Source organism: Qipengyuania sp., from assembly GCF_965277845.1.
GTDB lineage: Bacteria > Pseudomonadota > Alphaproteobacteria > Sphingomonadales > Sphingomonadaceae > Qipengyuania.
The window spans coordinates 1,230,763-1,245,140 of sequence record NZ_OZ255844.1 but is presented as its reverse complement, the minus strand read 5'-3'; the positions used below and the strand labels follow the sequence as shown (position 1 = coordinate 1,245,140).

The following is a 14,378-nucleotide window of genomic DNA, read 5'->3' as shown; positions in this document are numbered from 1 at the left end:
AGCATGACCGATCCCGCGCCCACCACCATCCTGCTCGTCGATGACGAACGCAGCCTGCGCGAACCCCTGGCGGAATATCTCACCCGCCAGGGGTTTGCCGTCCGCGAGGCCGAGAGCGCGGCTGCGGCGCGCAGTCTGCTTGGGCAGCAATCGCCCGATATCGTCCTGCTCGACATCATGATGCCGGGCGAGGACGGGCTGTCGCTCTGCCGTCACCTCATAGAATCCCGCGGACTTCCCACCATCCTCCTCACCGCCAGGGGCGAGGCGATGGACCGCATCGTCGGGCTCGAAATCGGCGCCGACGATTATGTCACAAAGCCGTTCGAGCCGCGCGAGCTGGTCGCCCGCATCCGCTCGGTTTTGCGCCGCGCCGAGCGCCCCGCGCCAGGACCGTCCGAGGAACTGGTCTACGGCTTCGAAGGCTGGCACCTCGATCCGCTCAAGCGTCGCCTGACCGATCCCGAGGGCACGCTCGTCCCGCTCTCGACCGCCGAATTTCGCATGCTGCGCGCCTTTTGCGACCATCCGCGCCAGGTGCTCGACCGCGACCGCCTGCTCGACATGGTCCAGGGGCGCGAGGCGCAGCTGTTCGACCGCGCGGTCGACAATCAGGTCAGCCGCTTGCGGCGCAAGATCGAGGCGGACAGCCGCAATCCGCATTTCATCCAGACTGTGCGCGGCGGGGGCTACCGTTTCGGTGCCGACGTCGCGCGGCTCCAGCGCCCCGGCGACGAAGCCTGATGCGCCTGCTGCCACGCAGCCTTTTGGGCCAGGTCATGCTGGCGCTGGCCGCCGCGCTGCTGATCGCGCAGGCGATTTCGGCGACGATGCTCTACCGCGCGGCGACCGAGCGGCGCGAATTCGCGCTGACCAGCATGGCCAGCTTCCAGCTGCTGATGGGGCAGCGGCGCGATTTGCGTGAAGACCGGCCCCGGCGCGGCACCCGCCCGCGCCTCGCCCGCCCGCCAATGGGCGAACAGCCCTTCCTGCGACTGCCGCGCCGCATCCGCTATTCGCAAGGCAGCGCCAGCCCGCTGCTTCCCGGAGAGGCGCGCGACCCCGAGCGCGAAAGCGCAATCGCCGAGCAACTCGAACGCCAGGGCGTCGAGATAGCGGAAATTGTTGCCGTCGATCGTGCGCTCGCGTCCGATCCACTGCTCCGCCAGTTCGGCGAGGTCGCCCCGCGCTGGGCGCAGCGGCTGCGCGAGGCGCCGCATGAACTGCTCGTCGTCGGGCTGCGGCGCGAGGGCAGCGAAACCTGGCAGGTCGCGCGGCTCGCCGTGCCACCCCCCGACCGCGCGATCGTACGCACGCTGGTGTTGCAGACGCTGCTGTTGTTTCTGGTGCTGGTCGGCCTACTCTATTTCGTGCTGCGCCGGATCACCCGCCCGCTCCATGCGCTGGCCGACCGGACCCGCCGCTTCGGAAGCGCAGGCGCGCCCGAAGAGCCGCTGGCGGCCAGCGGACCGGACGATGTCCGGCGGCTGATCCAAGCGCATAATGCGATGCAGGCGCGGATCGGCTCGATGCTCGACGAGAAGGACGTGATGCTCGGCGCGATCGGGCACGATCTCAAGACCCCACTCGCCGCGTTGCGGGTGCGCATCGAGAGTGTCGAGGATGCTGCCGCGCGCGACAAGATGGCGGCGACGATCGAGGACATCACCCGGACGCTCGACGAGATTCTCTCGCTCGCGCGAATCGGGCGCAGCGACACACCGCCCGAGATGACCGAACTCGGCGCGCTCGCCGCATCGGTGGTAGAGGAATTCGAGGATATGGGAAGACCGGTGACCCTCGAAGTCGCCGGCCGGATCGCCGCGCCGGTGCACCTGACCTGGCTCAAGCGGGGCTTGCGCAATCTGGTTACCAATGCGCTGCGCTATGGCGGCAATGCGCAGGTTTCGGTGCTGCGCGAGGATGGCCTGGCGGTGCTCCGCGTCGAGGACGAGGGGCCCGGCATTCCCGAAGCGCGGATCGCCGAAATGCTCGAACCCTTCACCCGCGGAGAAGCGAGCCGAAACCGCGAGACGGGCGGCGCGGGGCTCGGCCTCACGCTGGCGCGTGCGGTGGCCGAACAGCATGGCGGCACGCTGGTCCTCGCCAACCGACCCGAGGGAGGACTGCGGGCGGAACTGCGGCTGCCCGCCTAGCGCATCAGCCCGCCGATGATGTTGCGCACGAAAGCGGTCGCGCCGGTGCGCAGCGGGTCGGCGCGCGATTTCTTGCCCATTACCGTTGCCACCGCGATCGAGGTCAGCGAACCGGCCGCCGCCTTGGCTGCAGCCTTGCCCGCCTTCGTCCACATCGAGGTATGCTTGCGAGAGCGCTTGCGCACCTCGGCTTCGCCCTTCTCCTCGACCTCTTTCGCGGTTTCGGCCGCATCGGCGGCCTTGGCGGCGAGCACTTCCTCCGCGCTCTCGCGGTCGACCGCCTCGTCATACTTGCCATCAAGCTCGCTGACCGAGTTGACGATCTTGCGCTCCTTTTCGGTCACCGGTCCGAGACGCGAGTGCGGCGGCTTGATCATCGTGCGCTGCACCACGGTCGGGGCACCGTCATCGTCGAGCGTCGAGACCAGCGCCTCACCCACCTTCAGTTCGGTAATCGCCTGTTCGACGTCGAGATCGGGATTGATGCGGAACGTCTCCGCTGCCGCCTTGATCGCGCGCTTGTCGCGCGGGGTGAAGGCGCGCAGCGCATGCTGTACGCGATTGCCCAGTTGTCCGGCGATCTTTTCCGGAATGTCGACGGGGTTCTGGGTCACGAAATAGACCCCGACGCCTTTCGAGCGGATCAGCCGCACCACCTGCTCGACCTTGTCCTCGAGCGCCTCGGGCGCATCGTCGAACAGCAGGTGCGCCTCGTCGAAGAAGAACACCAGCTTCGGCTTTTCCGGATCGCCGACCTCAGGCAGGCTCTCGAACAGCTCGGCAAGCAGCCATAAAAGGAAGGTGGCGTAGAGCTTGGGGCTGCGCATCAGCCTGTCGGCGGCGAGTACGTTGATAGTCCCGCGCCCCTGCTCGTCCAGCTTGAGGAAATCGTCGATTTCCAGCGCGGGCTCGCCGAAGAACATATCCGCGCCCTGACTCTCGAAGCTTAGCAGCTGGCGCTGGATCGCCCCGACGCTGGCCTTCGAGACATTGCCATAGGTTCCCGACAACGCCTTGGCATTGTCATAGGCGTGGGCGAGCATCGCCTGCAGATCGCCAAGGTCGAGCAGCAGCAGGCCGTTCTCGTCCGCATGGCGGAAGACGATATTGAGCACGCCTTCCTGCGTATCGTTGAGATCGAGCAGCCGCGCCAGCAGCAAGGGCCCCATTTCCGAGATCGTCGTGCGGATGGGGAAGCCCTTTTCGCCGTACAGATCCCAGAACACCGCCGCATTGTCGGCATAGGCATAGTCCTCCATGCCCAGCTCCTGCGCTCGGCCTTCCAGCTTGTCGGCATGCTTGAACTGCGGAGATCCGGCCATCGAAATTCCGGCGAGGTCGCCCTTCACATCGGCGACGAAGACCGGGACACCGCGCGCGGAAAAGCTTTCGGCCAGCCCCTGCAAGGTCACCGTCTTGCCGGTGCCCGTCGCGCCCGCAATCAATCCGTGGCGATTGGCCTGGTCGAGCCGCAGGTGCTGGCGCTGGTCATTGGCGCCCAGCCCGAGGAATATTTCGCTCATAAAGGTGACTGCTCCCGCCGATCCCAGGTCCCGGCCGTTTGGCGCAGCCTTGTGGGCGCGGTCAAGCAATCCCTCGACAGGCGCTCGCCAAGCGGTAAAGGCTGGCACCGATGGCGGAACGGCATCCCTTTGTCCTGCTCGACGATGCGCGCGAAAGCGGTGCGGCCGATGCGCTGCTGTTCGAAAATCCGCGCGAGGTTTTCATCGCCCGCCGTGCCGACGAGGTCGACGCGGTGCTCTCCGCCGCGGAGGACGCACGCCGGGCGGGCGGCGAGCTGGCGGGTTACATCGGTTACGAGGCGGGGCTCGCTCTGGAAGAAAAGCTGCGCCCGCTGGCCGATGCGCGCAGCGGCGCGGCGGGGCCGCTGGTGTGGCTCGGCCTGTTCGATGCCCCGACGCGCATCGCGGCCGAAGAAGTGCTCGGCTGGCTGGAAGCGCATGCCCAGGGCAGCGGCAGCGTCGGCCCCCTCGATCCTCAGCTCTCGCCCGGCGGTTACGAGCAGGCCTTCGCCACGCTGCAGGAGGCGATCCGCGCAGGCGATATCTACCAGGCAAACCTCACCTTCCCGCTGGCAGGCGGCTTCACCGGCGATCCGCTGGGACTTTATGCCGCGCTGCGCCCGGCAGCGCAGGCGGGCTATGGCGGGCTAGTGTTCGACGGCTCGCACTGGCTGCTCAGCCTCAGCCCCGAACTGTTCGTGTCGCTCAAGGGGCGCGAGGCCAAGGCCAAGCCGATGAAGGGCACGCGCCCGCGCGGTCATGACGAAGCGGCGGATCGCGCCTTCGCCGAGGAACTCGCCGGATCGGTCAAGGACAGGGCGGAGAACCTGATGATCGTCGACCTCATGCGCAACGATCTGTCGCGCGTGGCGGAGGCGGGCAGCGTTCGGGTGGACGATCCCTTCGCGATCGAGAGCTATCCGACCATCCACCAGATGGTGAGCGTCGTTCGCGCCCGGCTGGAGAAGGACGAGGGCGCCATCGATCTGGTGCGTGCGCTGTTTCCCTGCGGTTCGATCACCGGCGCGCCCAAGATCCGCGCGATGGAACTGATCGGCGATGTCGAGCGCGATCCGCGAGGCCCCTATTGCGGCGCGATCGGGCGCATCGGGGCGGACGGGGATGCCGCCTTCAACGTGGCGATCCGGACGCTGCGGCTGACCGAAATCGAGAATGCTCGCGGCAAAGCGGTGCTCGGCGTGGGAGGTGCCATCGTCGCCGATAGCGAGCCGCGCACCGAATGGCGCGAAGCGATTCTCAAGGGCGCCTTTGCGCGCACGTCCGCGCCGGATCAGCGCGCAGCGCAGTTCGACCTGATCGAAACGATGCGGTTTACGCCCCAAACGGGGATCCCGTATATCGAAAGCCACTTGCTGCGTATCAAGAGGAGCGCGGCCGAACTGGGCTTCGCCTTCGACCGTCACGAGGCGCGCAACCAGCTTCACGCGCTGTGTTTCGTGCTCGAGAAACCGAGCCGGGTGCGCTTGCTCGCATCGCGTGCGGGGTCGATAGCGCTCGAGGCGCAGGACATGCCCGAGGCCTGGCCCCAGCCGGCCAGTTGCATCGTGCTGCCGCTGCCGGTGGATCCGGGGGACTGGCGCCTCAGGCACAAGAGTTCTGATCGCGGCTTCTATGAAGATGCGCAGCGCATCGCGCGTCAAAACGGCGCGCAAGAGGCGTTGTTCGTGCGCGAGGACGGGCTGCTGACCGAAGGCTGTTTGACCAATATCTTCGTGAAGGGCGAGGACGGCGTGTTGCTCACCCCTCCCGCCAGCCTCGGCCTGCTGCCCGGTGTCTATCGCCAGACCCTGCTGGACGAGGGCAGGGCGAGGGAAGCCGAGCTGAGGATCGAAGATCTGGCGGAGGGTTTCCTGCTCGGCAACGCGCTCAGGCTGGAAATGAAAGCGACGCTCAAGACATGACGCACATCCCGATCCTCTTCGAAGACGGCGAGGCGCTTGTGATCGACAAGCCCGCGGGCCTGCCGATCGAACGTCCGCGCCGAGGCGGCCCATGTCTCGAGGATCATTTCGAAGAGCTGAAACTGGGTTTCCAGCGCGCCCCCGTGCCCGTCCACCGGATCGACACCGATACCAGCGGCTGCCTGCTGCTGGCGCGCAATCCCAAGGCGCTCAAACGGTTTGCCAAGAGCTTCGAGGATAGGCTGGTAGAGAAGCGCTATCTCGGTGTGCTTGCCGGTGTACCCCACGCTACCGAAGGGACGATCGAACTGTCGCTGTCAAAGATCAGCAGCGCCGAGAAGGGCTGGCGAATGATCGCGGCGAAGAAGGGTAAGCCTTCGGTCACCCATTGGCGGATGCTGGCGGAGAAGGACGGTCGCGCGTTGCTCGAGTTCCGGCCCGAGACCGGCCGCACGCACCAGATCCGCGTGCATTGCCAGGCGGGGCTGGGCCTGCCGCTGCTGGGCGACCCGGTCTACGGCAACGGCAAGGGTGCACCGCGCACCATGCTGCATGCCGCAGCGATAACCGTTCCGCGCGAGGGCAAGCCGCCGATAGCCGCCCAGGCCCCGCTACCGCAGGATTTCGCCGCCCTCGGCTTTTCGGATGGCCGGGATTGAATGGGACGCATTGCCGACAAGGCGCTCGAAATCGCCGAGGAGAAGTTCATCGCTTCCTCGGGCCCCGGCGGGCAGAACGTCAACAAGGTCGCCACCGCGGTCCAGCTCCGCGTCGACGTATTCCAGCTCGGCATGCCCCCGGAAGCCTTCGAGCGGCTCAAGGAGATCGCGGGCAGCAAGCTGACCAAAGGCGGCGAAATCGTGCTGACCGCGAACGAATACCGCACGCAGGACCAGAATCGCGAGGCCGCACGCGAACGGCTCGTCGCGCTGCTGGGCGAAGCGCTCACCCCGCCGAAGAAGCGCAAGAAGAGCCGCGTCAATCGCGTCGGCAAGGTCAAGCGGCTGAAGGCGAAGAAAGCGCGGGGCGAGGTGAAGGCGAAGCGCGGCAAGGTCGACTGGTAGTCGAGATACCTGCCCACTCCGCAATGCTTGACTTTTCCCCGTGAATCACACAAAGGGCGCGCCGGACGGCGGTGCAGCCGTTCTTTTCGTTTCTGGGAAACGATTTCGGCACCAGCCCACTCCCCCTCCCGGCCACCCACTAGGGTATGCTGATGGGTGGCCGGGAGGGGGAGTGGGGCGGAACCGGTCTGACCAAGCGCAAGGAACACGCCGCCCTTATTATTTCGGCCCGAGGGCCATTCAGAAAGATCTTTAGGAACACGCCATGGCGAAGCCCGCAACCGTCAAGATCAAGCTCGTCTCGACCGCCGACACGGGCTTCTATTACGTGACCAAGAAGAATCCGCGTAACCACACGGAAAAGTTCACCTTCCGCAAATACGATCCCGTCGTGCGCAAGCACGTCGAGTTCAAGGAAGCCAAGATCAAGTAATGCTCTGCCAAGCTGAACCGCGGGAACGAGCCGGGTTCAGTGATGGTTCAATGCTCCAGTCCTAATCGCAGGAGCATGAGCATCTTGTCTTCGAAATCGAACAAACCGATTCGCGCCGCGCTGGCTCTTTCGCTGGCCGCGGCGCTTCCCGTTTCCGCCGTGCTGGCCCCGGCCCCGGTGGTCGCTGCCGAGGGCGACCTCGATCGCGCGGTCGCCGCTTTGCGCGGCATTTCGACCATGAAGGCGGATTTCGTCCAGACCGATCGCAGCGGGCAAAGCGTGCGCGGGGTGATGACGCTGAAACGCCCCGGCAAGATCCGTTTCCAGTACGAGAAGGGGGTGCCCATGCTCGTCGTCTCGAACGGCAGGTCGATGTATATGGTCGACTACGAAGTGAACCAGGTCCAACGCTGGCCGATCAAGAATTCGCCATTGGGCGCGCTGCTCGATCCCAACCGCGACGTGAAGCGATACGGCAAACTGGTCCCCACCAACCACCCCGACGTCGTCAGCGTCGAGGTGCGCGATACCAAGCGTCCCGAATTCGGCGTGATCACGCTGATCTTCGCACGCGACGCATCGGCCCCCGGCGGTCTGCGCCTGACCCACTGGGTCGCGCTCGATTCGCAGAACCATCGCACTACCGTTAGGCTCTCGAACCAGCGTTACGGTGTCGCCGTGGCCGATAGCGCGTTCACATTTCGCGATCCGCGCCGTTCGTCCCGCCGCCCGGGGTAAACGTTTCGGCGGTGAGCGGTGCGATCTGCGGGATATCCCGCTTGCCACCGTTCATTGAACAGCAATCGGGCGAGACATAATCTACATATCACGAGACGACGCGAGGCGGATTTCCCCCCTGTTGATCCCCTCGATCTGGTTCTTCTCGTTCCAAGCGTGACGAACGCTCACAGGAAACCCCCGCGCCAATGCCCCCGGCGCGGGGGTTTTTTGTGTTTTTGCTTGGGTGCGCCTTCGACATCCGTCGCAGGCTTGCGGCTGTTCCGGCTTACTCCTCCACCCGGCCACCCATAGGATACCGTGCCGTGGGTGGCCGGGTGGGGAGCGGGATGGAACAGCCAAGGGAAGCGCGGACGCGCTTCCCGCACGCAACAAAGATTCCGCTTACTTTCCTTCCCAGCCGAACGCCTTGCGGATCACGTCGTAGATCAGGTTCTGCTCCATCACGCCGCGCACGTTTTCCGCGCCCGGGCCGGTCGCATAGAGCGCCACATCCTCGCCCGCGTGCGTTTCCGAATCGAGGGGAACCGTCGCCTGCTGGCGCGCCCGCACCCCGGTTTCGGGCATCGGACGCTCGCCCGAAAACGCGCCCATGCCGTTGGCATAGCCGAGCGTGGTGTAGGGCTTGCCGTCCTCGGCCAGCGACGGCCCATCGTCGAGCGGGTTGGTGACGAGCCCGAGGATGGGATTGCCGCGCTTGGGATAGCCGGCGATCGTGAAGACGTGGCTATGATCGGCAGTCACCATGATGAGCGTCTCTTCGGGATCGGTATTGTCGATCGCCCACTGGATCGCTCGGGCGAATTCCACCGTTTCCTCCAGCGCATAGCCCGCGCGGCCTTCGTGATGGCCATGATCGATGCGCCCGCTTTCGACCATGAGGTAATAGCCCTGCGGATCGGCACTGAGGCGCGAAATCGCCGCAGCGGTCATGTCGGTCAGCGTCGGCTCGCTGCTGTCGGCTTCGCGGTCGACCATATAGGTCATGTGGCTGCGCGAGAAGAGGCCGAACAATGGCTTGTCGGCGGGCGCAGCCCGCATGTCGGCAGTCGTGGTCACGAAACTTCCGCCGGTTGCAGCCACCCATGCGGCGGGCAGATCGGCATCCGCCTCGATCCGTCGCCCGTCCTGCGCCTCCCCGTAGAAGGCGACGCTGCCGCCGCCGAGCGCGACGTCGAAGGGGGCAGCGATCAACTGGCTGGCAATGTCGGTGCAGCCAAGGCCGCGCTGGTCTTCGGGGATCCAGGCATCGGCTTCCCAGTCGCGGCTGACGCTGCGCGCATAGACCGAGGCGGGCGTCGCATGCGTGAGCCGCGCGGTGCTGACGATGCCGAGCGCGAGGCCGCGTGCGGTGACTTCCTCGCCGAGCAGCGCGAGCTCCTTACCCCTGCCCGACCTGCAATCGCCGCGCGCGATGTCGGGGCCGTAGCCGAGAACGCCGATCTTGGTCTTCACCCCGGTATGCATCGCGCTGGCCGTCCCCGCGCTGTCGGGGACCTGCGCATCGGTATTGTAGGTCTTGACCAGAGCGACATTGCCGAATGTCTCGAACGGCAGAACATATTCCTCGCCGGTCTGGCCAAGCTTCTGACCGGCGTAGATGCGGGCGGCGGTGACGGTGGAGATGCCCATGCCATCGCCGACGAAGAGGATGACGTTCTTGGCCCGCTTCTCCTCCGGGACCGCAGCGGCCGCGGCCTGCGGCGACTCCTGCGCGACGGTGGCGGTGCACCCTCCCAGCGCAAGCGCAGCGGCGGTGGCAAGGCAAAGCGGACGAATGGTCATCTGGAAACTCCCTGGATCTGAACGCGCGCCCTATATCACCGCTCGGCATGACGAAAGCGCGACGGTTTCTTGTTGCGTGCGTGAGGCGCGTCCGCGCTTCCCTTGGCTGCTTTGTCCCGCAAGCCTTCGACGGATGCGAAGGCGCACCAAGCAAAGACTCCCGCATGACCGATCCCCGACGCTTGCGGCAGTCGAAGGGCTCGCCTAACCCGCCCTCATGGTTTCTATCGCTACCTGGAACATCAATTCCGTCCGCCTGCGCATGCCGATCGTCGAACGCTTCATAAAGGAGCAGTCGCCCGACGTTCTGTGCCTGCAGGAAATCAAGTGCCAGGAACACCAGTTCCCCTACGAGGCGTTCCGCGAACTCGGCTACGAGCATTTCGCAGTGCACGGGCAGAAGGGCTATCACGGCGTCGCGACGGTCGCGAAAACACCGCTCAGGGAATTCTCGCGCCATGACTGGCAGGACAATGGCGAGGCGCGCCATGTCGGCGTCGAGCTGACCGATCATCAGGGGATGATCGTCGAGAACGTCTATGTCCCCGCAGGCGGTGACGAGCCGAACCGCGAGGTCAATCCCAAATTTGGGCAGAAGCTCGACTTCCTCGAGCGCATGACGCGCTGGGCCGATGCGATCGACCGCCCGACGCTGATCGTCGGCGATTTCAACATCGCCCCGCTCGAAAGCGACGTCTGGAACCACAAGCAATTGCTAAAAGTGGTCAGCCACACGCCGGTCGAGGTCGAGACACTGCAGCGTTTCATGGACGCGCATGGCTGGTCGGACATCGGGCGCGAGCACATCAAGGCGCCCGAGCGCTATTACAGCTGGTGGAGCTATCGCGCGAAGGATTGGAAAGCCAACGACCGCGGGCGCCGGCTCGACCATATGTGGGCGAGCCCCGAACTGGCGAAACAGGCGACCGGGCACTCGGTCCACGAATATGCACGCGACTGGGAAAAGCCGTCGGACCATGTGCCGCTGGTAACGGAGTTCACCCTCTGAGCGCAGTGTCCCCTTCCCGCCGCGCCGCGCAAGCGGTCGATGCGCTGCGCCACGGCTGGCCGCTCGCCATCGAAGGCGCGCCCGTGCTGCAACCGGTCGAGACGGCGTTCGGCGATGTGTCGGGCGAGGCGATGCTCATTTCCGCCACGCGAGCGGCAACACTCAAGCTCATCAACCAGATCGAGGCCGCCGCGCCGCGCCAGCCCGTGTTGATGCGTGCCGCCGACCCCTTCGACCTGTCTGCCGCCCTAGCCGTGGCAGACCCTGCGCTCGACATGGCCAACCCGCTCAAGGGGCCGTTCAAGGCGCTGCCTCTCGGCTGGGAGGACCAGGCGCGTGCCGCGCTCGAACTGGCGCGCATGGCCGGCGTGCTGCCCGCATATCTCGTCGACCCGCAAGGAGCGGCTGAGGCCGTCCCGCTCAGCGCGACCGACGTCGCCGCCTTTGCCGATGCCCGGCGCCTGCAGATCGCCTCACGCGCGCGGCTGCCCGTGGCGGCGGCGGAGGATGCGCGGATCGTCGCCTTCCGCAGCCCCGACGATACGCGCGAGCATGTCGCGCTGATCATCGGCGAGCAGACCGCCGACCGCGCGCCGCTGGTGCGGCTGCATTCCGAATGCCTGACCGGCGACATCCTCGGCAGCCTCAAATGCGATTGCGGGCCTCAGCTCGACGCTGCGCTGCATGCGATGGCGAGCGAGGCGGAGAAGGGCGGATGGGGCGTCCTGCTCTACATGCGGCAGGAAGGGCGCGGGATCGGCCTCGTCAACAAGCTGCGCGCCTATCGCCTGCAGGATCAGGGCTTCGATACGGTCGATGCCAACACGCGGCTTGGCCTTCCCGACGAGGCGCGCGATTTCCCCACTGCAGCGCGAATGCTCGACCTGCTAGAGATCAAGGCGATCCGCTTGATGACCAACAACCCGGCCAAGGTCGACGCACTCTCCGCGCAGGGCGTGCACATCGCGGAGCGGGTTCCACACGCGCTGCCCGACAATCCGCACAACACCCGTTATCTCGCGACCAAGCGCGACCGGTCGGGGCATTTGCTGTGACCGCCATCGCCATCCGCCCCGAGGAGCCGCGCGACCATGCAGCGATCGGCGTGGTCACGCAGGCGGCCTTCGCAGATTCGCCGCATAGCGACGGCAGCGAAGTGCGCATCATCGACCGCCTTAGATCGGACGGCGATCTGACGCTCTCGCTGGTGGCCGAGGATGGCGAGCGGATCGTCGGCCATGTTGCCGTCTCGCCGGTACAGATAACCGATGGCTCGCGCGACTGGTACGGCCTCGGCCCGATCGCGGTATTGCCGTCGCTGCAACGCCAGGGGGTCGGCTTGCGGCTGATGCAACGCGCTATCGCCGATATGCGGATGCGCGGCGCGCGGGGCATCGTGCTGCTGGGCGATCCGGCCTATTATCAGCGCTTCGGCTTCGAACACGATCCGCAGCTCGTCTTCCCCGGCCCGCCCGCCGAATACTTCCAGCGGCTGGTGATCGATGGCGATGCGCCGAGCGGAACGGTAAGCTACGCGCCCGCTTTCGGCTGAAGCCGCCGGCCGAGCGCCTGTCCCATGCGGACGGTATCGCCGGCCACGATCCCGTCGAGCCACTCGACCATGCCGGGTTCGAACAGCAGTACCACGGTCGAGCCGAGGATGAAGCGTCCCATTTCGGCGCCTGCGGCAAGGCGATGCGTGCCGCTGGCGAAGTCCTCGCGCGCCAGGGTCGGCGAATGGGTCTCCACCGGGCCGGACCATACGGTCTCGATCCCTGCGACGATCATCGCGCCGACCATGACGCTGGCGAAACGGCCGTCCTCGCCGGCGAACAGACAGGCCAGCCGCTCGTTACGCGCGAACAGGCCATCGACGTTCTCCGCCGTGACCTGATTCACGCTGAACAGATCGCCCGGCACATAGGTCGCGCTCTCGAGATCGCCCGAGGCAGGCATGTGGACCCGGTGATAGTCGCGCGGGCTGAGGTAGATCGTCGCGAAATGGCCACCCTCGAAGCGCGTTGCGGAGGCGGCGTCACCGCCGAGCAATTGTTCGGCGGTGAAGTGGCGCCCCTTGGCCTGGAAGATGCGTCCGCCCTCGATCCGGCCGATCTGGCTGACTGCACCGTCCGCCGGGCTGAGCACGAATTGCGATGCATCCGCCAGCGGCCGGGCACCCGGCTTCAATTCGCGGGTGAAGAAGTCGTTGAAGCTGTCGAATTCGCCCAGTCCGCGGGCGGCCTCGCCCATGTCGACATCATAGGCATCTACGAACCGGCGGATCAGCAGGTCGCGGAGCCATGGTACCCGGCTGGATGCGAGTTTGCCTGCGGCGCGTGAGACCGAATGGTGGGGCAGGGCATGCTGCAACCAGATGAAGGGCGAGGTCATGGCGGGGAGCGATGTCGGACTGACCGCATCAGCGCAACTGGCTATCCTTGCTTCCGCGGCGATTGATGTCGGAGTGCCGAACGGCGCCGTCGCGGCCCGTCTGACATTCGACGCAGGTTCGCACACCCGGCAGCGCCTCGCGCCGCTTCGCCGGGATCGCTTCGCCGCATTCGTCGCAATAGCGGGCGCTTTCGCCCGACGGCAGGCGCGAACGTGCCGCGCTGACGGCATCGCTTACCGAATCCTCGATCTGTTCCTGAACGGCCCCGTCGCGGGCCCAGCCACCGGCCATCGTCTGCTCCTTTCCCGATCAACGAGCGAAAAGGAGGCAGGTTTCCTCAGCGTCGTTCGAACTGGCGCACGCCGGGGCCGAGAGCATTTTCACCCAGCACCAGCGCATCGCCGGTCCAGTCGGCCACGAAAGCCGGGCTGCGCGAAAGGCCGGGCACCAGACGCGCATTATTGTCGGCGATCACCAAACCGTCCGAAGTATAGCGCGCGCCTTCGGCGCCGATCGCGATCATCGCCGACCAGTTTTCCTTGTCGCGCCCCTGCACCATCCAGTTGCCGCGGATCACGCCGGTGCCACCATTGGGCAGGTCGATCAGATAATTTGTGCCGCGGCCGTTGGCATCGTCGAAGCTGCACTCCTCGACCACGATATGCGCAGCGCGCGACTTGAGGTAGTGCCCGCCCGTGCCCTGTTCGAAGCGGCTGCGGGTGACCGTGACGCTGCCATAGTCGCCGGCATAGATCGAATGCGCGCAGCCCGCCGAATTCTCGCAGGTGCCGAGCCGCGTGAAAGTCGATTTGTCGACCACCAGTTCGCTGTTCACGCCATTGGTAGTCATGATCCCCTGCTGGCTGTCGCGAAACCAGCTTTGCGACACGTGCAGGGGCCCGCGTTCGAGCCGGATCCCCGCGCCATTGCCATCCTCGACCGAAAGGTCGGCGAAGACGAGCCCGTCGACGCTGGCGCCACGGCCGCGCAGGACCAGCGCGGCCTTGCCTTCGCACGCACGCCCGCCGAGCAACGATGACCCCGGCTGCGCGGCGCGAAAGTGGACCACGCCGTCGCGCTGGACGGCACATTCGTTCCAGTTTCCCGGCGCGATGACGATCGTGCCCTCGCGGTCGCCGATCGCGTCGACGGCGTCCTGCAGCGAGGCATAGCCGCGTCCCGTTTCGGCCACGGTGAACGTCGCCGGCCCGCCGCCCTGCGCGAACACCGCGGCCAGCGGGATCGCGCTCACCGCCATGGCCGCGACTGCTGCAAGCAGCCAGCGCGGCAGGCGGGTGGCATGGGGTACGAAGGGCGAAGCCATGCTGCTTGCCTAGGCGCTTATGGTTAACATCA

Annotated in this window: 15 protein-coding genes; 10 read left to right on the top strand and 5 right to left on the bottom strand. The window is 66.2% G+C overall.

Annotated elements, in window-relative coordinates:
• Positions 1–3: 3 nt before the first annotated feature.
• A complete protein-coding gene (locus tag ACQY4G_RS06155; RefSeq protein ID WP_421989502.1) occupies positions 4–744 on the top strand; it encodes a response regulator in 741 nt (246 codons plus the stop codon).
• The gene (locus ACQY4G_RS06150) at positions 744–2,156 is read left to right on the top strand and encodes an ATP-binding protein (RefSeq protein ID WP_421989500.1); all 1,413 of its coding nucleotides are present in this window, start codon (positions 744–746) and stop codon (positions 2,154–2,156) included. Before ACQY4G_RS06155 ends, ACQY4G_RS06150 begins: the two co-directional genes overlap by 1 nt.
• On the opposite strand, the gene ACQY4G_RS06145 is transcribed toward ACQY4G_RS06150, so the two are convergent.
• The gene (locus ACQY4G_RS06145; protein ID WP_421989498.1) at positions 2,153–3,679 is read right to left on the bottom strand and encodes a helicase HerA-like domain-containing protein; all 1,527 of its coding nucleotides are present in this window, start codon (positions 3,677–3,679) and stop codon (positions 2,153–2,155) included. The genes ACQY4G_RS06150 and ACQY4G_RS06145 overlap by 4 nt on opposite strands.
• Positions 3,680–3,789: 110 nt before the next feature.
• Here ACQY4G_RS06145 and pabB point away from each other — a divergent pair, with 110 nt between their 5' ends.
• The 5 genes from pabB to ACQY4G_RS06120 all read left to right on the top strand — a co-directional run bounded on the left by pabB (position 3,790) and on the right by ACQY4G_RS06120 (position 7,836).
• Positions 3,790–5,601 (top strand): aminodeoxychorismate synthase component I, encoded by a 1,812-nt coding sequence (gene pabB, locus ACQY4G_RS06140; RefSeq protein ID WP_421989496.1) that lies wholly within the window; start codon positions 3,790–3,792, stop codon positions 5,599–5,601.
• Positions 5,598–6,260 carry an RluA family pseudouridine synthase gene (locus ACQY4G_RS06135; protein ID WP_421989494.1) on the top strand — a complete coding sequence of 221 codons (663 nt, stop codon included), beginning with the start codon at positions 5,598–5,600 and terminating at the stop codon, positions 6,258–6,260. The genes pabB and ACQY4G_RS06135 overlap by 4 nt, the downstream gene beginning before the upstream one ends.
• Positions 6,261–6,665 (top strand): alternative ribosome rescue aminoacyl-tRNA hydrolase ArfB, encoded by a 405-nt coding sequence (gene arfB / locus ACQY4G_RS06130; protein WP_291171264.1) that lies wholly within the window; start codon positions 6,261–6,263, stop codon positions 6,663–6,665.
• 265 nt (positions 6,666–6,930) lie between these two features.
• The gene (gene rpmG, locus ACQY4G_RS06125; protein WP_067692617.1) at positions 6,931–7,098 is read left to right on the top strand and encodes a 50S ribosomal protein L33; all 168 of its coding nucleotides are present in this window, start codon (positions 6,931–6,933) and stop codon (positions 7,096–7,098) included.
• Between the two features lie 75 nt (positions 7,099–7,173).
• Entirely contained in the window at positions 7,174–7,836 is a 663-nt protein-coding gene (locus tag ACQY4G_RS06120) for a LolA family protein (RefSeq protein WP_421989492.1), read from the top strand.
• Between the two features lie 384 nt (positions 7,837–8,220).
• Here ACQY4G_RS06120 and ACQY4G_RS06115 read toward each other — a convergent pair whose 3' ends face one another.
• The gene (locus tag ACQY4G_RS06115; protein ID WP_421989490.1) at positions 8,221–9,621 is read right to left on the bottom strand and encodes an alkaline phosphatase; all 1,401 of its coding nucleotides are present in this window, start codon (positions 9,619–9,621) and stop codon (positions 8,221–8,223) included.
• 217 nt (positions 9,622–9,838) lie between these two features.
• On the opposite strand from ACQY4G_RS06115, the gene xth reads away from it, so the two are divergent.
• The 3 genes from xth to ACQY4G_RS06100 are packed head-to-tail and all read left to right on the top strand — an operon-like array spanning position 9,839 to position 12,182.
• Positions 9,839–10,630 (top strand): exodeoxyribonuclease III, encoded by a 792-nt coding sequence (xth, locus tag ACQY4G_RS06110; RefSeq protein WP_291171485.1) that lies wholly within the window; start codon positions 9,839–9,841, stop codon positions 10,628–10,630.
• A gap of 5 nt (positions 10,631–10,635) precedes the next feature.
• Positions 10,636–11,685, top strand: a complete 1,050-nt coding sequence (gene ribA / locus ACQY4G_RS06105; protein ID WP_421989488.1) for a GTP cyclohydrolase II — start codon at positions 10,636–10,638, stop codon at positions 11,683–11,685.
• Positions 11,682–12,182 carry a GNAT family N-acetyltransferase gene (locus ACQY4G_RS06100; RefSeq protein WP_421989486.1) on the top strand — a complete coding sequence of 167 codons (501 nt, stop codon included), beginning with the start codon at positions 11,682–11,684 and terminating at the stop codon, positions 12,180–12,182. The genes ribA and ACQY4G_RS06100 overlap by 4 nt, the downstream gene beginning before the upstream one ends.
• Here the strand turns inward: ACQY4G_RS06100 and asd are convergent.
• Genes asd through ACQY4G_RS06085 form a run of 3 tightly spaced genes read right to left on the bottom strand, consistent with a single transcriptional unit; the run spans position 12,161 to position 14,346 of the window.
• Complete coding sequence (gene asd, locus ACQY4G_RS06095) at positions 12,161–13,021, bottom strand: archaetidylserine decarboxylase (RefSeq protein ID WP_421989484.1); 861 nt, start codon at positions 13,019–13,021, stop codon at positions 12,161–12,163. The two genes, ACQY4G_RS06100 and asd, sit on opposite strands and share 22 nt — an antisense overlap.
• Positions 13,022–13,049: 28 nt before the next feature.
• On the bottom strand, positions 13,050–13,313 hold the full coding sequence (locus ACQY4G_RS06090; protein ID WP_421989482.1) for a DksA/TraR family C4-type zinc finger protein: 264 nt from the start codon (positions 13,311–13,313) through the stop codon (positions 13,050–13,052).
• Positions 13,314–13,359: 46 nt separating this feature from the next.
• Entirely contained in the window at positions 13,360–14,346 is a 987-nt protein-coding gene (locus ACQY4G_RS06085) for a right-handed parallel beta-helix repeat-containing protein (RefSeq protein ID WP_421989480.1), read from the bottom strand.
• Positions 14,347–14,378: the final 32 nt, after the last annotated feature.

Coding starts and splice junctions, on each gene's coding strand:
- ACQY4G_RS06155 (WP_421989502.1), top strand. CDS start 4: ATGACCGATCCCGCGCCCACCACCATCCTGCTCGTCGATGACGAACGC.
- ACQY4G_RS06150 (WP_421989500.1), top strand. CDS start 744: ATGCGCCTGCTGCCACGCAGCCTTTTGGGCCAGGTCATGCTGGCGCTG.
- ACQY4G_RS06145 (WP_421989498.1), bottom strand. CDS start 3,679: ATGAGCGAAATATTCCTCGGGCTGGGCGCCAATGACCAGCGCCAGCAC.
- pabB (WP_421989496.1), top strand. CDS start 3,790: ATGGCGGAACGGCATCCCTTTGTCCTGCTCGACGATGCGCGCGAAAGC.
- ACQY4G_RS06135 (WP_421989494.1), top strand. CDS start 5,598: ATGACGCACATCCCGATCCTCTTCGAAGACGGCGAGGCGCTTGTGATC.
- arfB (WP_291171264.1), top strand. CDS start 6,261: ATGGGACGCATTGCCGACAAGGCGCTCGAAATCGCCGAGGAGAAGTTC.
- rpmG (WP_067692617.1), top strand. CDS start 6,931: ATGGCGAAGCCCGCAACCGTCAAGATCAAGCTCGTCTCGACCGCCGAC.
- ACQY4G_RS06120 (WP_421989492.1), top strand. CDS start 7,174: ATGAGCATCTTGTCTTCGAAATCGAACAAACCGATTCGCGCCGCGCTG.
- ACQY4G_RS06115 (WP_421989490.1), bottom strand. CDS start 9,621: ATGACCATTCGTCCGCTTTGCCTTGCCACCGCCGCTGCGCTTGCGCTG.
- xth (WP_291171485.1), top strand. CDS start 9,839: ATGGTTTCTATCGCTACCTGGAACATCAATTCCGTCCGCCTGCGCATG.
- asd (WP_421989484.1), bottom strand. CDS start 13,021: ATGACCTCGCCCTTCATCTGGTTGCAGCATGCCCTGCCCCACCATTCG.
- ACQY4G_RS06090 (WP_421989482.1), bottom strand. CDS start 13,313: ATGGCCGGTGGCTGGGCCCGCGACGGGGCCGTTCAGGAACAGATCGAG.
- ACQY4G_RS06085 (WP_421989480.1), bottom strand. CDS start 14,346: ATGGCTTCGCCCTTCGTACCCCATGCCACCCGCCTGCCGCGCTGGCTG.